The 19998-nt window shown below is 60.5% G+C and carries 18 protein-coding genes, 1 tRNA gene and 1 pseudogene; 5 read left to right on the top strand and 15 right to left on the bottom strand.

Annotated features, from left to right (window positions below):
* Positions 1-5: 5 nt before the first annotated feature.
* The 7 genes from PREDE_RS07075 to PREDE_RS07105 all read right to left on the bottom strand — a co-directional run bounded on the left by PREDE_RS07075 (position 6) and on the right by PREDE_RS07105 (position 9315).
* The gene (locus PREDE_RS07075) at positions 6-695 is read right to left on the bottom strand and encodes a FecR family protein (protein WP_005845418.1); all 690 of its coding nucleotides are present in this window, start codon (positions 693-695) and stop codon (positions 6-8) included.
* Positions 685-1209: a sigma-70 family RNA polymerase sigma factor gene (locus PREDE_RS07080; protein ID WP_005845421.1), complete on the bottom strand. Its 525-nt coding sequence runs from the start codon at positions 1207-1209 to the stop codon at positions 685-687. The genes PREDE_RS07075 and PREDE_RS07080 overlap by 11 nt, the downstream gene beginning before the upstream one ends.
* Positions 1210-1394: 185 nt before the next feature.
* Entirely contained in the window at positions 1395-3635 is a 2241-nt protein-coding gene (locus tag PREDE_RS07085; RefSeq protein WP_005845423.1) for a fibronectin type III domain-containing protein, read from the bottom strand.
* 168 nt (positions 3636-3803) lie between these two features.
* The gene (locus PREDE_RS07090; protein ID WP_015298598.1) at positions 3804-6404 is read right to left on the bottom strand and encodes a chitobiase/beta-hexosaminidase C-terminal domain-containing protein; all 2601 of its coding nucleotides are present in this window, start codon (positions 6402-6404) and stop codon (positions 3804-3806) included.
* 430 nt (positions 6405-6834) lie between these two features.
* Positions 6835-7458: an RNA methyltransferase gene (locus PREDE_RS07095; protein ID WP_005845427.1), complete on the bottom strand. Its 624-nt coding sequence runs from the start codon at positions 7456-7458 to the stop codon at positions 6835-6837.
* Between the two features lie 6 nt (positions 7459-7464).
* On the bottom strand, positions 7465-7950 hold the full coding sequence (locus tag PREDE_RS07100) for a SufE family protein (protein ID WP_005845429.1): 486 nt from the start codon (positions 7948-7950) through the stop codon (positions 7465-7467).
* Between the two features lie 105 nt (positions 7951-8055).
* Positions 8056-9315 (bottom strand): peptidase U32 family protein, encoded by a 1260-nt coding sequence (locus PREDE_RS07105; protein WP_005845431.1) that lies wholly within the window; start codon positions 9313-9315, stop codon positions 8056-8058.
* Between the two features lie 68 nt (positions 9316-9383).
* Between PREDE_RS07105 and PREDE_RS07110 the strand changes: the two genes are divergently transcribed.
* The 4 genes from PREDE_RS07110 to PREDE_RS07125 all read left to right on the top strand — a co-directional run bounded on the left by PREDE_RS07110 (position 9384) and on the right by PREDE_RS07125 (position 13034).
* Positions 9384-10514, top strand: coding sequence for a C1 family peptidase (locus PREDE_RS07110; RefSeq protein WP_005845433.1), 1131 nt, complete (start codon positions 9384-9386; stop codon positions 10512-10514).
* A gap of 48 nt (positions 10515-10562) precedes the next feature.
* On the top strand, positions 10563-11654 hold the full coding sequence (gene trpS / locus PREDE_RS07115) for a tryptophan--tRNA ligase (RefSeq protein ID WP_005845435.1): 1092 nt from the start codon (positions 10563-10565) through the stop codon (positions 11652-11654).
* Positions 11655-11963: 309 nt separating this feature from the next.
* Positions 11964-12035 (top strand) — tRNA-Arg (locus PREDE_RS07120).
* Between the two features lie 201 nt (positions 12036-12236).
* Positions 12237-13034 (top strand): ADP-ribosylglycohydrolase family protein, encoded by a 798-nt coding sequence (locus tag PREDE_RS07125; RefSeq protein ID WP_005845437.1) that lies wholly within the window; start codon positions 12237-12239, stop codon positions 13032-13034.
* Positions 13035-13251: 217 nt separating this feature from the next.
* On the opposite strand, the gene PREDE_RS07130 is transcribed toward PREDE_RS07125, so the two are convergent.
* The 5 genes from PREDE_RS07130 to PREDE_RS07150 form a co-directional block, all read right to left on the bottom strand.
* A complete protein-coding gene (locus PREDE_RS07130; RefSeq protein WP_015298599.1) occupies positions 13252-14763 on the bottom strand; it encodes an acetyl-CoA hydrolase/transferase C-terminal domain-containing protein in 1512 nt (503 codons plus the stop codon).
* Between the two features lie 362 nt (positions 14764-15125).
* Positions 15126-15974, bottom strand: coding sequence for a prolipoprotein diacylglyceryl transferase (gene lgt / locus PREDE_RS07135; RefSeq protein ID WP_015298600.1), 849 nt, complete (start codon positions 15972-15974; stop codon positions 15126-15128).
* 143 nt (positions 15975-16117) lie between these two features.
* Entirely contained in the window at positions 16118-17221 is a 1104-nt protein-coding gene (gene ychF, locus PREDE_RS07140) for a redox-regulated ATPase YchF (protein WP_005845443.1), read from the bottom strand.
* Between the two features lie 142 nt (positions 17222-17363).
* A complete protein-coding gene (locus PREDE_RS07145) occupies positions 17364-17627 on the bottom strand; it encodes a Txe/YoeB family addiction module toxin (RefSeq protein WP_005845445.1) in 264 nt (87 codons plus the stop codon).
* Entirely contained in the window at positions 17618-17878 is a 261-nt protein-coding gene (locus PREDE_RS07150; RefSeq protein WP_005845447.1) for a type II toxin-antitoxin system Phd/YefM family antitoxin, read from the bottom strand. Before PREDE_RS07150 ends, PREDE_RS07145 begins: the two co-directional genes overlap by 10 nt.
* A gap of 238 nt (positions 17879-18116) precedes the next feature.
* On the opposite strand from PREDE_RS07150, the gene PREDE_RS07155 reads away from it, so the two are divergent.
* Positions 18117-19142: an acyltransferase family protein gene (locus PREDE_RS07155; RefSeq protein WP_044126832.1), complete on the top strand. Its 1026-nt coding sequence runs from the start codon at positions 18117-18119 to the stop codon at positions 19140-19142.
* A gap of 128 nt (positions 19143-19270) precedes the next feature.
* On the opposite strand, the pseudogene ychF (PREDE_RS13870) reads toward PREDE_RS07155, so the two are convergent.
* From ychF (PREDE_RS13870) to PREDE_RS07170, 3 genes and pseudogenes are all read right to left on the bottom strand, one after another.
* Positions 19271-19445, bottom strand: a pseudogene (gene ychF / locus PREDE_RS13870) (redox-regulated ATPase YchF); the annotation flags it as partial.
* A gap of 23 nt (positions 19446-19468) precedes the next feature.
* Positions 19469-19750 carry a virulence protein gene (locus PREDE_RS07165; protein WP_005845454.1) on the bottom strand — a complete coding sequence of 94 codons (282 nt, stop codon included), beginning with the start codon at positions 19748-19750 and terminating at the stop codon, positions 19469-19471.
* The gene (locus PREDE_RS07170) at positions 19738-19932 is read right to left on the bottom strand and encodes a hypothetical protein (RefSeq protein ID WP_005845455.1); all 195 of its coding nucleotides are present in this window, start codon (positions 19930-19932) and stop codon (positions 19738-19740) included. Before PREDE_RS07170 ends, PREDE_RS07165 begins: the two co-directional genes overlap by 13 nt.
* Between the last annotated feature and the right edge of the window lie 66 nt (positions 19933-19998).

Here is a 19998-nt window from a genome sequence, read left to right on the forward strand (position 1 = left end):
GGCGGTCAGTTGATGGTGATGGTGCTGTCGGCAAAAGTCAGGTTCACTTTCTCAAATCGGTTCAGCGTCTCCACGGCTTTCTCCACCGGTTGGCCGCCATCCCAGAGGTAATGCAGGCGCAGTTGGGCTGCCTCGTCGTTGTGGCAGGCGGTGCGAAGACGGTAGTATTCGGCCATTTTCTGCACGATGTCGCCCAGCCTCGCGTTGTCAAACTGATGGCGGGGAGCGGGTGCGGGCTGCGGGAGCAGGGCCGTGTCGGGAGCGGCCGATGGGGTCGTGGCAGCCGAATCGAGGCACGCAACGGCTGCGGGAGCCTTGGGAAGTGGATGCGGTGGCGTGTGGCGGGCGATGTGGATGGCGGCCCATGCCAGTCCCGACACGCACAGCACAGCGCCGCCAACGGCCGCCATGTGCCAGCGGCGACGCGTCGGAACCATGCCCTCGCCCGTCTTGTCGGCTGCCGTTGCGGCTATAGGGACATGGCCTGTCAGCCGTCGCCATTCGTCGTCGAGCGTCTCGGCCGAAAGCTCCGGGGCCGTCCGCGCCCGGCGGTAGGCACTGGCGGCATCGGCCAGCAGCTGGTAGCCGGCCCTTGTCTCCTCGTCATGGAGCAGACTTTGCAGCTCTTCTTCGGTGTAGTGGTCGGGGTGCTCGAGGGCGTCGAGCAGCCTGTCGAGGCTGTCGTTAGCGTTCATATCGGTCGGGATTAAAGTGGGCTTTGAGTTGTGTCACCGCCTGGCGCAGGTGCTTGTAGACGGCTGCCTCGCTGATGTTCAGGCGTGCAGCGATGGCCTTGTAGCTGCATTGCTCGTCGCAGCGCAGCCGGAACACTTTGCGTGTCTTGGGCGAGAGCAGCGTGTCAACCTGCCGGAGCAGCTCGTTGTAGCGGGCATCGATGATGTCTGTAGGCGACAGATCGGGGGCCGTCTCGGCCGTAAGCAGCCGCCGCAGCCGGTCGCCCACGCGCTTGTGACTGATGAGATCGAGGCACCGATTGCGCGTGCTCACGAGCAGATAAGGCAGCGTGCAGCAGCTGTCCCGGCCGTCGAGCATCCGCGCAAACACCTCGCCCACCACGTCGCGGGCCTCTTCTTCGTCGTGGAGCAGGGCCACGGCGAGCCGGAACAGACGGCCGTAGTGGGCGCGAAACAGCCGTTCTGTGGCTGTCGTGCGGCTTTCTGCGGAATGGGCTTGAGGGGTATGCGTCATGTCTTTGTGGGTGCAACGTTGTTCTTATAACGGTCGGCCGGCCCGTTTCCCAACCCCCGTCCGGCTATTTTTTTTGTTTCAAGGCGGTTTGGCGGGGCGGAAGAGGGCATACAAGCGAAGTCCGGTCAGGGTGCGAATGGTGCACGCCTGGCCGGACTTCACTGGCAAAAGCTGCTGTGGGGAGCCTACCGCCGCACCGTGATGCGCCCTTGGTGGATGTAGATGCCGTGGGTGGGACGGCTCACGCGAACGCCTTGCAGCGTGTACCAGGCCTCGTCTTTCCAGGCCTGGCTCCCGTCCATTCCTGCTTGGCTCCTGTCTGCCCGGGTCGCGATTATCTGCGTGGAGGGACTGATGAGGCTGGTGCTGACGGGCTGAAAGGTGAATATCATGTCGGCGCGCACCACCGTGCCGCTGCCCCAGAGCCACTGCGAGGCCGAGCGGCCACGCACTTGAAAGCCTTGGTTGTCGGGCGAATTGATGCGGAAGAAGGCCAGCGGCTCCTTGCGGCCCGACTGTGCCGGCTGGTAGTTGCCCACGAAAGTGATGTTGTAGGAGGCGGCCAACGTGCTGTCGAGCGTGATGTATTCGTCGGTCATGACGGGGGCCAGGCAGAGGTTACGACTGTAGGTACGGATGCTGTAGCGCGTGGGATCGGCGGCGTCTTGCGTGATGGACCAGAGCAGGGCGGGGTCTTGCCAGTCGAAGTTGGTGGTGGCGTTCAGGGTGGTGTGGCCGTTGTGGCTGCCCGCAGTGAGGTATTGCGCGGGGCCGTTGATGTTGGCCCCGCTGTTGAAGTAGCGGCTGGCATAGCAGATGATGCGGTAGAGCCTGCCCTCGGCGGGGCGCAGCACCTCTGTGTCGGCTGGCGTGCCGCCGCCGGGAAGCATGCCCTCCGGCTCGTTGATGGAGACGACGGCGGAATAGGCGGAACGGTTCTGGCCGTCGGTTGTGCGCAGTCGAAAGCTGTACATCTTGTCGGGGTCGAGGCCCGTGACCGTGCGAAAGGTGGAGCGGGCGGGCAGAGAATCGATTTGAACAAAGGGGCCGCCGTCGGTGCTCATTTCCAGCAAAACGGCCGTGGCGCGGTCGTCGGCGTTGGTCCAGCTCACGGCCGCCGTGGTGGCATCGCCGCCCAGCCGGGTCACCTTCACGTCCATGGGGTAGGCGAGCGCCGAGGTTGCGGCCGTCAGCGAATGGGCATAATGCTCTATCCAGAGGTAGCCGTCGGGCGCGTCGGCCACGGCGTCGGCCGCATCGTCGGGGTTGAGCCCGTGGGCTTTCTCCCAGTCGTCGGGTATGCCGTCGCGGTCGGTGTCGACGGGTGCCTGGCCTCCATTGAGCGTGCCGATGCCGCCCACGTCCTCCTCGGAGTCGATGATGCGGCCCTCGGTGCCCAGACTTTTCAGCTGGTTGACGAGGCGCAGGTCGTGTGTGTCACGGACGCGGCTGCAGCCGGCTTGGGCCAGCACCGAGGCGTAGGCGGCCTCGGGCGTCTCCACCGTCACGGGAACGGCAGGACTGTGACGTGGCGAATCCATGTCGGTGCAGCCGGTATTGGTGTAGGGCGTGCCGTTGAGCTGGCCGTCGCGGTCGGCATCCATCAGGTTGCCGCGCTGGTAAAGGTGGTCGGTGGCGGTCCACTGGCTGTAGCTGCTGCCGCCCTGCGGCCCGGCAATGAAGTAGTTGTTGACGAGGTCCTGGTAGTTGTCGGCCGCCGAGTGGCCGCCCACCACGCCGTTGCCGCCGTTGTAGACCACGGAGTTCACCATCTGGGCGTAGCACTTCATCTTGGGATTGCGGCTCTTGTTGTTGGCCCAAAGGCAGTGGCTGATGGTCCAGTTGCGCGTGCCGTCGGTGATGGCCCCGAAGCGTTGCGGGTCTATTCCTTCGGCGATGATGCAGTTTTGCCAGGTGATGTTGTTGGCATTCTTGATGTGAACATTGTCCCATCGGCCCCACGAAATGGAGCAATGGTCGAGGATTACGTTCTCCGCACCGTCCATGGTGAGCGTGCAGCCGGAGCGTGCCATACGGATGGAGCCGCGCATGCGGACGTATTGGAAGATGACGTTGGAGCAGTTGCGGATGAGCACGCGGTTGCCGTAGATGGTGATGCCGTCGCCCGGAGCGGTCTGTCCGAGCACGGTGATGTTGCTGTGCCGGTCGATGGAGACCATCTGGCTGGGCGACAGGCGGATGATGCCGCCCACGTCGAACACCACGATGCGGTTGCTGCCGTTGAGGGCTTCGGCCAGCGAACCGGGGCCTGTGGCATTGAGGTTGGTCACGTGCACCACGGTGCGGCTGGCGCGTCCGCCGGTGGCCAGGGCGCCGAAGCCCTCGGCACCGGGAAAGGCCGGCAGCTGTGCGGCGGCGGGTGCAGAGAGCAGAAGGGGAAAGAGGAGGGAGTAAAGATGGTTCATGAGTGGTTGGGAGGGGATGAGAGGTTATAGGAGGGGATGGGAGATGATAAGAGGAGATAGGAGGTAATAGGGGAGGATGAGGGATATTATGGGGGAGGATGAGGGTGCGCGGAGACGGGATTGGAGAAGACGAGAGGGGGAGAAGATGGCTCTTCTCCCCCTGCCCGGTTATCGCTTCACGACCTTGCGGGTGGTGCCGTCGCTCATGCGCACGATGTTGATGCCGCGCTGCAGGGCGGGCAGGCGCACGCCGTTGAGGTTGTAGACGGCGCGCACGGTGGCGCGGGCGTCGGGTGTGGGCAGCACGTCGATGCCGGTGAGGTAGGCCTCACGCAGCTCGGCCTCGCGCTGTTTGGACTTCTCGCCGTTGGCCATCACGTAGATGTCGTAGACCTGACAGCCGGAGTTGCCCGAGAGCTGGCGCAGCCGCACGTACACCTCGTCGGTGCCGCGGTAGCCCACGGTGACCTTTTTCCACAGCCGTTGGGGCTGGGCAATGACCACGGTGTCGCCCGTGAGCGTCCATGTCTGGCCGTCGGCCGAGGTCTCGAAGCCCATGCGCTGCACATTGCCCGTGCTGTTGGCGTTGCCCAGGAAGGCCACGAGGTCGAACGGCCCCCGGAAAGTGCGGGTGCTCTGGATGCGTGCATTGTACTCGCCGGAGACGAATTTGTAGAACTGCACGTCGTTCTTGGTGCACAGTGTGTCGAGGTCTGCGGCCGACAGGGGATTGTAGCCGTTGGGGTCGCCCACGCTCTTGCCCGGGGCAATGTTCTGCCAAACCATCGACTGCCCCTGCGAGGCGAGGAACCACTCCACGCCCGTGAGGTCGGCAGGGAACGTTTCGGGCTTGCGGTCGGGATAGACGGGGCTCTCGATGCCGTCGTCATCGGTCTTGGTTCCGATGGGTTCGGCCGACGTGTCGGCCTGGCTCACGGCCCCGGTGCCCCAGGAGAACATGCCCTTGCCGTTGGTTCCACCATAGACGGCACTGGCGTCGAAGTGGCTGGCAATGTCGATGTAGACCTTGTCGTTCTGCACAAAAATCTCTTTCGTGACGAGTTCGGAGGGCACGTAGTCGGGGCTCGTGGCAAAGACCGTGAGCACGGCATGGTCGTTGATGACAAAGGGGCCGGCATACTTCTGCGACTGCACGGTGTCGGCCGAAGCCCCCATGTTGTACCAGATCTGCGTGCCCTCGGTGGCGCAGCTCAGGGTGATGGTGGCGGCATCGTCGGCCTGGCTCACGCTGATGACGGGGCGTTCGGCCTGGTTGTACATGCGTATGAGCGTATCGGCCACGAGGCTGGGTTCATAGCCCTGTCCCTGGGCGACGGCGCGCACGGTGCATGCTTGTGTGAGCGTGAAGGGACCGTCGTAGCGCGTGCCGGTGCCGATGGCGGGCTCGCTGCCGTCGGTGGTGTAGTAGATTTGGGCGTAGGGCTCGGCCGTGCCGATGGTCACTGTGGCCTGCTGCTGGGCGTAGTGCACGCTGAAAGCGGGCAGCGTCGTGGCGGTGATGGCGGCCTTCGAGGCCGTGAGCATGCTGATGGCGTTGTCCAGCAACGCTCCGGCGTTGTAGCCCGAGGCCAGCACTTCGGCCGAGAGGGGCAGGTAGAGGTAGCCGTTGTGGCTGATGTTGTGCTGGTGAATGGCCACCACGTCGGGCTGTCCGAGCACCGTGGCCAGCGTGTCGTCGCCGGCATAGTAGGCCCCGAGACGCACGCCCGTGATGGGAGCTTCGGTGGAGAAGGCCAGGGCTTTCTCGTTTTCGCCGAGGCCGGCATCGGAGCCGTCGATGAGATCGAGGCCGTTGAACAGCGGCAGCCCCGGCTTGCCGGTGGCGCCGGCCACTTGCTCGGTGGGCACGGCCTCGCCGTAGCCCCAGGCATTGTAGAGGCGGGCGTTGAGGTTGAGGGTGGGCACAAAGGGCTGCACCTCCTTGAGCAGGCCCACGTTGGCATTGTCGGCCGGGATGGTGGAGCTGAGCACATTCAGGTCGAAGCCCTGCAGCTGCTCACGCGTGAGCGTGGTGGAGGCGTCGAGCGGGGTCACCAGCAGCTCGTCGTCGGCCGAGAGCAGGGCATAGGCCAGGTCGGCCGAGAGCTCGCCGGAATAGACATATCCCACCTTTTCTTTCGAGTCGTTGGGGGCGTCGCCCTGCCCGATGACGATGGAATAGATGTGGAAACCGCTGGTGGCCTGGATGGTATAGTCGGCGTCGCTACCGCTGTTGTTCACCACGACGGCCGTGTCGCGCGTCTTGGTGGTCCACTGCTTCTTGCCGCCGTCTGCGGCATCCACGAAGCCGTCGGTGATGCTTTTGAAGCCGCGGGCCTCGTTGGCCTTGTGGGTCTCGTAGTCGATGGTGATCTTCTCGCCGGCCGGCACCTTGGGAATGACCAGCTGGTCCTGGGCTTTCTTGCCGTTGAGCCAGATGCAGCACTGGCCTTCGGCGTTGGAGTAGATGTTGAGATGGGCGGCCCCCGTGGCGTTGAAGACGAGTCCCTCGGTCTCGTGAATGGTCACGGCGTTGCCGTTCACGGTGGCCGTCAGCGGCCCGGCCTTGCGGGCTTTCGATTCAAAATATACGGGGTTCTTCTCGGTTTTCTTGTCCACCCAGTTCGTTCCTGCTGCGGCATCCTGCTGCAGATAGTACATGGAAGTGGCGCTGAAACCCTTGGTCAGGTCCCAGGTTTTTCGGGTCTGTGCGGTGGCGTTGGCGGCCAGCGACAGGCATACTGCTGTGATTGTAAACAGTTTCTTCATAGGCATGTTATTATTAAGGGGTAAATATTGATGGTGCTTGATGTGAGCGGTCGGGCCGCGACGATGTGGGTCGGGCCGTTGGTGCCGTAGATTAGTTTGCGTGACAAAGGTAGGTCAAAATGTTGGAACGGGGGCCATGGAGCGTTGAGTTTAACGTTTTTTACCAGGTCTGATCCGGTTGGTACGGTATTGGCGTGGGGTGATGGCGGCGGGATATGGAAACGGCCACGGCGTGGGGACAAAACAACCACGCCGTAAACGCATCGCGATAACGGCGTGGACGCAAGACGAAAACACCGTAATCGCATCGCGAAAACGGCGCGGACGCGGGGTGAAAACGGCGTGGTGGTGAAACGAATGCCGGCGGGAGCCGGAATAAAGGTGGATTGAAGCCAAAACGAAGGTGGCCCTGAGCTTTGGCGGTGGCCCCTTATGGCTGGGGCGTGTCCTTGTCCAAAAGCAGATGGCGGGCAAACTCCCAGACCACAATGCCGGCCGTGACGCTGACGTTGAGCGAGTGTTTGGTGCCAAACTGGGGTATCTCCAGGCAGCCGTCGCACAGGTCGACCACGCTCTGGTGCACGCCCTTCACCTCGTTGCCGAAGACCACAGCCTGCCCCCGCACCCCTGCAAAGGACGGACTTTGGGCTTCTTCCTGCCCGCATGTTCCCTCAAGGGACGAGGAAGATTGCGCGCGAAGTGACTCGCCGAGCTGCTGGAGCTTGGTGGAACCCTCCACCTGCTCGATGCTGTAGACGTGGTATCCGCGCCGGTGCAACTCGTGCACGGCATCGTCGGCATGGGCGAAATAACGCCATGCCACGGAGTCTTCGCCGCCCAGGGCCGTCTTGTGAATCTCGGCATGGGGCGGACAGGCGGTGATGCCGCACAGGTAAACAGCCTCGACCCGAAAGGCATCGCACGAGCGGAACACGCTGCCCACGTTGTAAAGGCTGCGCACGTCGTCGAGCACGACGACGAGCGGCAGCTTCGGCGCCTCGCGGAACTGTTCGAGCGAGAGCCGCCGCATCTCGATGGTCTTGAGCTTGCGCATGGCGTGTCAGGGCTGCATGCTGAAAGCAAGAGCGTAGGCCTTGACCTTCTTGACCATGGCCAGCAGCCCGTTGCTGCGGGTGGGGGAGAGGTGCTCGCGCAGTCCGATGCGCTCGATGAAGTAGAGGTCGGCATCGAGAATCTCCTGCGGCGTGTGGCCGCTGATGACCCGAATGAGCAGGGCAATGATGCCCTTGACGATGAGTGCGTCGCTGTCGGCGGCGAAAACAAGCCGGCCGTCCACGTGGTCGCACTGCAGCCACACGCGGCTCTGGCAGCCGTCAATGAGGTTTTGCTCGGTCTTGTAGCGGTCGTCGAGGGGTGCCAGGTCGTTGCCCAGGTCGATGAGCATCTGGTATTTGTCCATCCAGTCGTCGAAATCGGCGAATTGTTCGATCACCTCGTCCTGGAGTTGGTTGATGGATTGCACGCTACTTGCGGTTTCTCCGGTGGGAGCGGGGCATGCGTGCTGTGGGTTGTTGTCGGTATTCATGTTGCGTATGTCGTTTGTTTTGTGGCATGTTCACGGCCACACACCGAGTGTGGCCCTGCATGTGGGGTGGGTGTTCGATGAAAAACGGGCGGTCGTCCTCCCCTCCTACGGGAGGGGTCGGGAGAGGCTCTCAATCTTGAAGAACTTGTCGCCCTCCCTCACCTTGCGCGGCACGGGGATGGAGACGTGGCAGCCCTGCTCGGCGCGCGGCGTGGGTTGCAGCTCGTAGCGTATCTCGGTGGCGTCGAGATAGAGGGCGCCGGTGGTGTTGCCCGTGATGAGCAGACGGTCGCCCACGGCAAAGGGCGCCGCTTCGACGGCAATCTCTGCCACGCCCAGACGCGAGAAATACTTGGTTACCTTGCCCACGAGCACCTTGCGCTCGGTGGCCATCGAGCCGTAGCCCTTGTTCCATTCGCCCAGGGTCTGGCCCTGGTAGTAGCCGTCCCAGAAGCCGCGGTTGAAGACGGTGGCCAGCCGGCGGTCCCATTCGTCCTTGCGCGCTTCGGTGAATGTGCCGTCGAGCACGGCCCCGACGGCCTCCTTGTAGCACTGCACCACGGTGTGTACGTACTCCGGCCCGCGGGCGCGCCCCTCGATTTTGAACACCCGCACGCCGGCCTTCATCATGCGGTCGATGAAGCGTACGGTCTTGAGGTCCTTGGGACTCATGATGTATTTGTTGTCTATCTCCAGCTGGTTGCCCGTCTCGTTGTCGGTCACGGTGTAGGAGCGGCGGCATATCTGCACGCACTGGCCGCGGTTGGCAGAGCGGTTTGCGTCGTGCAGACTCATGTAGCACTTGCCCGAGACGGCCATGCACAGCGCGCCGTGACAGAACATTTCGATGCGCACGGGCTGTCCCAGGGGGCCGCAGATGTGCTGGTTGGCAATCTCTTGGTGGATGTGTGCCACCTGCTCCAGGTTGAGTTCGCGGGCCAGTACGGCCACGTCGGCAAACCGGGCATAGAACTTCAGGGCCTCGATGTTGCTGATGTTGAGCTGCGTGGAGAGGTGCACCTCCACGCCGGTCTGCCGGCAATAGGCCATCACGGCCACGTCGGAGGCGATGACTGCCGTGATGCCGGCGGCGCGTGCAGCGTCGATGATTTCGCGCATGGCCGTGAGGTCGGCATCGTAGATAACGGTGTTCACCGTGAGATAAGTCTTGATGCCGTGGCTGTTGCAGGTGTCGGCAATCTCGTGCAGGTCGTTGATGTCGAAGTGGTTGGCGCTGTGCGACCGCATGTTGAGGCGGCCGATGCCGAAGTAAACGGAGTCGGCCCCGGCCTGAATGGCGGCCGCAAGCGACTCGCGGGAGCCCACGGGGGCCATGATTTCAAAGTCGGTGGGTTGCAAATTCATGGGTGCAAAGGTAGCAAAAAAGGCAGGAAGGTGAAGCCGAAAACGGCTTTTTTCGTAACTTTGCAGGTATGAAGCATCTGCAAATCACTGCCCGCGCGACCGTGGCGGCGGCCGTTCTGGCCCTCGTGGCCGGCTGCTCGCGTCCGGCGGGAAAGGGCGGCCGCGAGAGCTCGGCCGTGGACGGGATGAGGAACGAAGCCGTGGTGCGCACCACGCCGGTGAAGAATCAGGGCCGCAGCCCCCTGTGTTGGCTCTATGCCATGCTGGCCACCATCGAGTCGGAACACCTCATGGCGGGCGACTCCGTGAACCTCTCGACCGACTATCTGGCGCGGCAGCTGCTCGCCGACCAGGCCCGTACCTACTTCTTCACCCGACGCACGGCCGACGTGTTGCTGCGCGGTACGGCATCGATGGCCCTGCAATTGCTGCAACGCTACGGGGCCGAAGACCATGATGCCTACGGCAACCGCCAGACCGTGAACTACGACGTGCTGGCCCGCAAGGTGCGGCAGGTGGCGCGTGGGGCGGGCTCAGTGGCCCGGCTCGACGGGCGGCTGGAGAGCCTGCTCGACCGCGAGACGGGCTATGTGCCCCGTGCGGTGTTCATGTTCGGGGCCGAATACACGCCCCACGAGTTTGCCCACAGCGTGTGTCTGCCCGGCGAATACCTGGCCGTGACCAGCTTCACGCACCATCCTTTCGGCCGCGCCTTTGTGCTGGAAGTGCCCGACAACCAGCTGCGCGACAGCTTCCTGAACGTGCCGATCGGCGTGATGATGCGCCATGTGGAGCGTGCCCTGCGCGCCGGTCACCCCGTATGCTGGGAGGGCGACGTGAGTGAGCCCGGCTTTTGCTTTGCCGACGGCATCGCCACGATGCCCCGCCGGGTGGACGGCGCCTCGGCGCAGGCCCTGCGGCAACGCGACTTCGAGGCCCGCCGCACCACCGACGACCACTGCATGGAACTCTGCGGACTGGCTCGCGACAGCCGGGGGCGGCGGTACTATCTGGCCAAGAACTCCTGGGGAACGGGCAACGCTCTGGGCGGCTACATGTACCTGAGCGAGGACTATGTGCGGCTCAAGACGGTGGCTGTGTACATGAGCCGCAGGGCGTGGGGCTGGGGCAACAGGCCCGTGGTGCGGCCGGCGGCACGCGATTTTTCGGGCCCCGAGCCGGCCCCTTTGAAGAAATAATGCTACCTTTGCACGGCAAACGGAACAAACAGAACGTAAAACAGTATAATGGGAAAGATTATCTTGACAGGTGACCGCCCTACGGGCAAGCTCCATTTGGGACACTATGTAGGCAGTCTGCGCCGTCGCGTGCAGCTGCAAAACGAGGGCGACTACGAGCGTATGTTCGTCTTTATGGCCGACGTACAGGCCTTGACCGACAACGCTGACAACCCCGAGAAGATTCGCCAGAACATTGTCGAGGTGGCACTCGACTATCTTTCGGCCGGCCTCGACCCCGGGAAATGCACGCTTTATATCCAGAGTTGCATACCCGAGCTGGCCGAACTCACCACCTATCTGATGAACATCGTGAGCGTGAGCCGCGTGCAACGCAACCCCACGGTGAAGACCGAGGTGAAGATGCGCGGCTTCGAGAGCTCGTCGGTGCCCCTCGGTTTCTTCTGCTACCCCGTGTCGCAGGCCGCCGACATCGCGGCCTTCAAGGCTACAACTATCCCTGTCGGCGAGGACCAGGAGCCGATGATTGAGCTCACGCGCGAGCTGGTGAACCGGTTTAACCAGACTTATGGGCCCGTGCTTGTGGAGCCCAGCATCATGCTGCCCGAGAACGCCACGGCCCGACGGCTGCCCGGAACCGACGGCAAGGAGAAGATGTCGAAGAGCCTCGGCAACTGCATCTACCTCTCAGACGACAAGGATACCGTGTGGGCCAAGGTGAAAAGCATGTACACCGACCCCACGCACCTCAACGTGTCAGACCCCGGACACGTGGAGGGCAACGCCGTGTTCACCTATCTCGACGCTTTCTCCACCGACCAGGACTTCGCTGATTTCTGGCCCGAATTCCGCAATTTGGACGAGCTCAAGGCCGCCTACACGGCCGGAGGCATCGGCGACATGAAGTGCAAGAAGCTGTTGAACAGCGTCATCGACCGCATGCTCGACCCCATTCGCCGCCGCCGCCGGGAGTACGAACAGGACATTCCGGAGATATTCAACATCCTGAAGCGGGGCTCCGATGACGCCCGAGAGGCGGCCGCCCAGACCATGGACGAGGTGCGTCGGGCCATGCGCATCAACTATTTTGACGATGCCGCGCTCATCCGGGAACAGACCGAGAAGTTCAGAAAAACCTGATTCGGCACGAAAAAAAGCCTGACCCGATACGAAGCCTATCCTTTGCAGCCTGGCCCTGTCCGCCCTCTTCTTGGGTGCACGGAGCCAGGCTTTTCCAACACTGACGAGTAGCCCGCCCATCGTGCACCGTCCCTGCGCAAGTCCAACAGACAGCCGGGAAACTGCCATCACGGCGTGACAGTTTTTCGGTCGTTTTCTTGTGATTTCGAGAAAAATGCCTTATCTTTGCACGGCAGACGCGTCGTTGCAGCCCCTCGAACGGATGCAGCCAGCCCCTTGGACGGACACAGACGACGCGATGAAGCACGGGCTCTGATAGTTCAATGGATAGAACGGAGGTTTCCTAAACCTTTGATCCGGGTTCGATTCCCGGTCGGAGTACAAGGCCCAACGCCTACAGCTCCCTTGTTGCGGCGGGCGAACAGGGCTTTTTTGGATTATCAGACTGCTTATGAAGCCCGGCAAGACCATCACACTACTCCTTTTTCTGTTCATGCTCACGGGATGAACGCCGGTGCACGGCGGCTCTGTCGCAGCACTGTTACCCTAAGTTTATGACCCATTAGCCAATACTCATCTATCATGTTTGGAGCAATTATCGGAGACATCATCGGTTCGCGTTTCGAGTTTGACGAGACGCCGGAGAGCCAGTTCGACCTGTTTATGGACAAGCCGCGGTGCAACTACACCGACGACACCGTGATGACCGTGGCCGTGGCCGACGCTATACTGAACGGCCGCGACTACCGCACGGCCCTGCACGACTGGGGCAACCGCTATCCTCAACCCAAAGGCGGCTACGGCGACATGTTCGGCGAGTGGCTGCGTGCGGCCGACCCCGCGCCGCACAACTCGTGGGGAAACGGGGCGGCCATGCGCGTGTCGGCCGTGGGCTGGCTGTTCGACGATTACGACGAGGTGCTGCGCCAGGCCCGTCTCTGCACCATTTGCAGCCATCTGCACAAGGAGGCCGTCAGGGGCGCACAGTGCGTCGCCACGCTCGTATACTGGTTGCGCACGTGCCGCATGACCAAGGAAGAGATTGAAGGTGCCGTCAAACGTAATTTTGGCTACGAGCTGCCGCGGCTGCGCGACATCTACAAGATAGGGGCAGAAGGCCACTTCGACGCCTCGTGTCAGGAGACAGTGCCGTGGGCCATCCGCTGTTTTCTGGAGAGTGAGAACTTTGAAGACGCCATCCGCAAGGCGGTGATGGCACGCGGCGACGCCGACACCAAGGCGGCTATCTGCGGTGCACTGGCCGAGGCTTTCTACGACATTCCCGAGCAATTCTACGAAAAGGCGTGCTCATATCTGGAGCCCGACATGCTCGACGTGGTGCAACAGTACTGTAACAGGGTGCAGGAGGGCCTCGACTAAGAGCCCCTCCTCACGCAGTTTCCTGCTCTGCGTCTCCTCGTCTCCCGCCCGCCGCTCCTCACGCAGAGTCGCGGAGAGGGGGAGTTTTTCAGTTTTTCTTCAGCTTAAAAAGCTCTGCGGCTCCGCGTGAGACCCGAAAGGACGGGCACGCAGAGCCGCAGCGTTGGTGGAGGGGCTGGCCGAAAGCACAGCGTGAGAGGCGCAGGGGCCGGAGCTCCTATTTGAGATATTCGGCGAAGTTGGTGAGCCGCATGTCTCCTTTACGCAGGAAAGTGTCGTGGAAAGCCAGGGCGGCTGTCATGCTCTGCGGCTCGTGGCCCACGGGAGCCACGTGCTGCAGGTAGTCGCGCAGCAGCGGACGGTAGTCCGGATGGGCGCAGTGCTCGATGATTTCGTGGGCGCGTCGCACGGGGCCCTTGCCGCGCAGGTCGGCCACGCCCTGCTCGGTCACGATGACATCCACGTCGTGCTCGGTGGAGTCCACGTGGCAGCACATGGGCACGATGGCCGAAATCTTGCCGCCTTTGGCCACGGACGGCGTGGTGAAGACACTGATATAGCCGTTGCGCTCGTAGTCGCACGAGCCGCCGATACCGTTCATCAGGGCCGAGCCGCACACGTGGCTGGAGTTCTCGTTGCCGTAGATGTCGCACTCGAGAGCCGTGTTCAGGGCGATGACGCCCAGTCGGCGGATGACCTCCGGCGAGTTGGCCACCTCGCATTGGCGGATGGTGAGGTGCTGCGACAGGTAGTCCATGTTGTCGTAAACGCGCTGCAGACACTCGTTGGTCACGGTCATGGCGGTGGCCGAAGCGTCGATAATCTTGCCCTTGAGCATCCAGTCTATGGCTGCGTCCTGCACCACTTCGCTGTACACATTGAACCTTGGAATGCCCGGATGCGTGCCCAGCGCGGCCAGCACGGCATTGCCCGTGGCGCCCACGCCGCTCTGTATGGGCAGGAACTGGGGCGGTATGCGGCCGGCCTTGAGGTCGGCCACGAGAAACTCGGCAAGGTTGTTTCCGATGGCGGCGGTGAACTCGTCGACGGCCTTGAAGGCGCGCGCCTCCTCGGGAATGCAGCATTCCACCACGCCCACAATCTTCTTCGGGTCGATGCTGATGTAGTTTTCGCCCAGGCGGTCGTAGGGCCGGATGACGTTCATCGGGCCCCGCCCCGAGCCGTTGTCGCCCGGCTCGTAGGTGTCGTGGAGCAGTCGGGCGTTGGGGTTGTGAAAGGTGTTGAGCTCCAGGATGACGCGCTTGGCCAGGCGGGCAGCCGTGGTGGCGATGCCGCCGGCCGTGGTGAGGTAGGCGCGGCACTCGTCGGGGCCCTCGTCGATGCCGCTCACTTCGAGGATGGCCCAGTCGAACTCGCCGTAGAATCCGTGGCGCATGCGCTCGCTCATGTGGCCCAGGTGCATGTCCTCGTAGTCCACCTCGCCCAGATTGGTGTGGGTGCGGAAGTCCTTGTTGGTGGAGAACGGTGCGCGGAAAGCGATGGCGTGGGCATTGGCCATGTCGCCCTCGACGCTCTGGCACGACGAGGCACCGGTGTAGATGCCCACGGCAAAGGGCCGTCCCGACTCGTGCTCGCGGACGGCACGGCGGGAGAGTTCGCGGAACACGGCCTTGGGATTGCCGTTGGGGGTGAAGCCGCTCAGGGCCAGTTTGTCCTGATCGTGGATGAGGGATGCCGCCTCGGCGGGTGTCATTCTGGTGTAGGTCATATCTGTTTGATCTTGGGTCATGCGTTGGTTTCAACGGACAAAGATACACAATTTACGAGAAAGGCCGCTTGATTGCGGCCTTTCTTTTTGGGGTTTTTCAAATAAATGTGGGTCTGTGGGGCCGTAGGCGTGCGTGTCGGTGGGCGGTGGCGGCCTGATGGCGGGGCGGCAGCCTCGCCGTGACGGCCCCGTTATGGCCCTGCGACGACGCCGTAAACGCCGCGCGATTGCGGCGTAACGGCAGCGCGATTACGGCGTTTTCACAGCGCGGTTACGGCGCAACGGCCTTGCGATTTCGCCGTGATGGTGAGGCGATGACACGGTGGTGGCGGTGGCGCGGGCCGGTGATGCGCCGCCGGCGGCTACTTGGCCCCGAGCTTTCGCATGCCTTTACGGCCGAACATGCAGTAGAGGCCGATGGCGATGAACGGGATGGAGAGCAGCTGGCCCATGTCGAGCGGCATGCCCGACTCGAAGTCTACCTGGATGTCCTTGGTGTATTCGATGAAGAAGCGGGCGGTGAACACCAGCGTAATGCAGAGCCCGAAGAAGTAGCCCGTGCCCACGCGGTCGCGCCGCCGACGGTAGACGGCGTAGATGATGAAGAAGAAGAGGGCGTAGGCCAGGGCCTCGTAAAGCTGGCCGGGATGGCGCGGATGGGAGTCCACGCGCTCGAAGATGAAGGCCCAGGGCACGTCGGTCACTTTGCCGATAATCTCTGAATTCATGAGGTTGCCCAGCCGGATGAAAGTGGCCGTGATGCAGGAACAGACGCCCATATTGTCGAGCACCGTCCACACGGGCACCTTGACGTTGCGGCTGTAGAGCAGGATGGCCAGTATCATACCGATGACTCCGCCGTGCGAGGCGAGGCCTTCGAAGCCCACGTACCTCCAAGAGCCGTCGGGCATGTGGTGGATGGGCAGCAGCATCTCCACGAAGTGGGTCCACGAGGAGAGGAAATAGTCGGGCTGATAGAACAGGCAGTGGCCCAGCCGCGCACCGATGAGCACGCTCAAAAAGATGTAGACAAAGAGGGGGTCGAGCTTCTCGTCGGCGATGCTCTGCTCCTTGTAGAGCCGGCGCATGAGCAGATAGCCCAGCAGCAGACCCACAAGCCAGCACATGGAATACCAGCGTATGCCGAAGCTGCCAAGGTGGAATATCACCTCGCTGGGGTTCCAGACAATGTATAACAATTCAAAATTCATCATTCAAAATTCAAAATGAAGCTGCAAGCCCCGTTGTTTTGTGATCGTTGGCAATTCAAAATTGAGCATTCAGCATTCAAAATTGGTGAGCAGTCCCGGTATTTCGTTGCCCTTTCCTTGGGGAGGGAGGCGGGGGAGACTACCTACACGTTGAACCTGAAGTGCATGATGTCGCCGTCCTGCACCACATATTCCTTGCCCTCGATGCCGAGCTTGCCGGCCTCGCGCACGGCACTCTCGGAGCCGTATTGCAGGTAATCCTCGTATTTGATGACCTCGGCGCGGATGAATCCTTTCTCGAAGTCGGTGTGGATGACGCCGGCACACTGCGGTGCTTTCCAGCCCTTGTGGAAGGTCCAGGCCTTCACCTCCATCTCGCCGGCCGTGATAAAGGTCTGCAGGTTGAGCAGGTGGTAGGCCTTTTTGATGAGGCGGTTCACGCCGCTCTCCTCCAGTCCCAGCTCGTCGAGGAAGAGCTGCTTGTCCTCGTAGCTGTCGAGCGAGGCAATGTCTTCCTCGGTCTTGGCGGCGATGACCATGGCCTCGGCCCCCTCCCGGGCGGCCATCTCCTCAATCTGGCGGCTGTAGGCGTTGCCCTCCCGGGCGGCCGTCTCGTCCACGTTGCACACGTAGAGCACGGGTTTGGTGGTGAGCAGGAAGAGGTCGCGGGCGGCCTGCTGCTCCTCCTTGCTGTCGAAGGCGACGCTGCGGGCGTTCTGTCCCTGGGCCAGCGCGGCCTTGTAGGCCTTGAGCACGCCCACGAGCACCTTGGCATCCTTGTTGCCCGTGGCGGCGATTTTCTCCTGCTTGGGCAGCTGCGACTCCACGGTCTCGAGGTCCTTGAGCTGGAGCTCGGTGTCGATGATTTCCTTGTCGGCAATGGGATCTACGGCCATACCGCCCTCGCGCACCACGTTGTCGTCGTCGAAGCAGCGGATGACGTGGATGATGGCGTCGCACTCACGGATGTTGCCCAGGAACTTGTTGCCCAGCCCCTCGCCCTTGGAGGCGCCTCGCACCAGCCCAGCAATGTCGACAATCTCGCAGGTGGCGGGCACGATGCGGCCCGGATGCACAATCTCGGCCAGGCGCGCAAGCCGCTCGTCGGGCACGGTGATGACCCCCAGGTTGGGCTCTATCGTACAAAAAGGAAAGTTGGCTGCCTGTGCCTTGGCACTGGACAGGCAGTTGAACAAGGTGGACTTGCCTACGTTGGGCAGGCCCACAATACCACATTTTAATGCCATATCTGTTGATAAACGTTTATATTCCAGTGTGCAAAGGTACGAAAAAGGCGGGACAAACCCTTAGGTTTGCGGGGGAAACGCAGCGAAAGACGCAGCTGCGGCACAGCTGCGGGGCAGGGTGGTGCTTGTGTTTTTATTTGTCTTAGTGGTATCGCATGGCCAATACGTAGACGTACAACCTGCCGCTTTCGTCCACAGAATAGATGATGCGGTGCTCGTGGTTGATACGCCGCGACCATTTCCCGACAAGCCCAAATCTAAGAGGTTCGGGCTTGCCAATGCCGGTAAAGGGATGCTCGGAGATGTCTTTCAGGAAGTCGGTAATGCGTCGCATGATGGCTTTGTTACCCGACTTCTTCCAATATTCCAGGTCGGTCTGGGCTTGTTTCAGCAGAATTATTTCCATAAATTGTCCAGATCGACAGGCTTTCCCTGGCCTTGCTCAATCTCTTTTTCGCCCTCCTTAATGATGTCTGCCATCCTTGGCGAGCGCATGATATACTCTGTTTCCTTGATGGCGTTGTACTCCTCCATGGAGATAATCACCACGCTCTCCTTATCGCCGCGGTGCACAATCAGGGGCTCGCAGTCGTCAACCACTTTGTCGAAATACCCTTTCAGGTTGTTTCTAAGGTCTGTATAATTTGTCGTTCTCATTATTTTCGTATTGTTGTTTGGTACAAATATAGGTACTTCGTTTCGTACTCGCAAGGAAAAACGGTAGTGATTTACTTAATAATTACAAAATAATATCGTATCTTTGCAGATAGTTAGGCATGGCCTTTTCGTATTTTTATGGATTAAATGAATGTCTGCTATTATTCGATGCGGCCTTATGGGTACGTGAATAGGCTTGTGTTTGGGTGATAATAGCATGGCTGTAAATGTTGTATTTATGTCGAAAGAACAGACGACAATGCTCAAAGGCATTGCCATTTTGATGATGCTGTTCCTGCATCTGTTCTCCAATCTGAGTTTTGCAGACGGTGTAACGCCTTTGTTTTGGGTGGGCAATTTGCCATTTGCCACAGTTTTTGCAAGAGCATGTAATCCTGTTGACTTCTTCTTGGTGTGCAGCGGATATGGACTTGCCTATGCTCACTTGCGTTCTATGCTGGCTTTTGAAAGGCAGTTGAGGCGTGTGGCGAAGTTGTATTTGAACTATTGGCTTATCCTTTTGCTCTTTATTGGCGTGGGAAGTTTTGTGCTGCCGGCGTATTATCCGGGCGACTTGAGGATGATAGTGGACAATGTAACAGGTGTGAATGTGGATGGCTACAATCACCCGGCATGGTTCCTGCTACCTTATTGCATGCTGAGTCTGTCATCTTCTATCGTATTCCGGGTGGTTGATAAAATCGGGCTCAAATGGTCTCTGATGGGTTCGTTGGTGCTGTCTTATGCGAGCATGTATGCCATTAGCCGATATATTGCGCCGTCTGGGTTGCATCATGAGTGGTATAGCCTTGTTCTGACGTATTTCGATCTGGCCTTTGCCTTTATGGTTGGTGCCGCTATTTGCTATATCCATGACAGGAAAGGTGTGACGATTAGCTTGCTGAAAGAAAGGCAATGGCTGGTTAGGCTGCTGTTTGTCGCATGGTTTGCAGTGCATTGTCTGAGTGGTTCGGCTGCGGTTGGCCCGTTTTTCCTATGTCTCTTTATGCTGTTGTTTGTCAATGTGGAGATAAAGGGAACTAGCAGGAAAGTGCTGATTGAACTTGGCGGGAAGTCGATGACGATGTGGCTTATTCATGCTTTTATCTACGAACGGTTCTGCCACGACTTCATCTATGGGTTCAAATATCCCCTCCTTATCTTCCTTGCCCTTGTTGTGTCGAGCTATCTTCTCTCCATCCCAATCATGCGTTTGTCTGACATGACTATAGGCCGGATGACATGGATCAGCAAGAAATCCTAAGCCATGCTGCCATGGCGGCATGGGCCCGGGAGGGAGTTGGGGGATGTTTAGTGGGCTTCCAGCCAGTTGTCGCCCCATCCGGCGTCGGCGGTGAGAAGCACGGAGAGGGTGCAGACACCCTGTGTAAAGTTGACAATCTCGTAGGTGGCGGGCACGATGCGGCTGGGATGCACAATCTCGGCCAGGCGCACAAGCCGCTCGTCGGGCACGGTGATGATACCCTGGTTGGGCTCTATCATAATAAAAAAGAAAGTTGGCTGCCTGTGCCTTGACACTGGACTGGAAGTTGAATAGGGTGGGCTTGGCCTACGTTGGACACGCTGTTGTCAGGCGTTTTTTACCAAAGTGGTGAAGTCTGACCAGCTTTCCACCTTGAAACCACGGAGGTCGCGTACCGATTTTTTGAACCAATCCACCTTGGAAAGTTCCATGATGGTCTTGACAAGAGCGGCCAGATCGTCGTTCTCCGTCATGTAGGTGCTGCCCTGAACCCAGTCGAAACCATTCTTCTTCAGCAATTCCTTGATTTCAAAGTAGGCGTTGTTATAGGGTTCGCCGTAGTGTTGCTTGAGGTCGGAAATGACCATATCGAAACTCAATGCGTACATGCTTCCTCGGTGTGGGGCTTGAACAGATCCTTGTAGCCAAAGTAAATGGTGCCGTCGTCTGTCTTGGCAGAGATGACGGTACCTGCAAAAAGACTCTCTTCCACCTTGATAATCGTGGCCTTGGACCATGCCGGACGATTAGTCAGGTCTGGAGAAATCAAAACTCTGTCTCCTGTTTTCATAAGCGCTTATTTTGGGGCAAATATAAGGAAAAAAAACTAATTGACCATTGAAAGTCGTGGAAAAAA

Origin of the sequence: Prevotella dentalis DSM 3688, from assembly GCF_000242335.1 — a bacterium.
Classification (GTDB): domain Bacteria; phylum Bacteroidota; class Bacteroidia; order Bacteroidales; family Bacteroidaceae; genus Prevotella; species Prevotella seregens.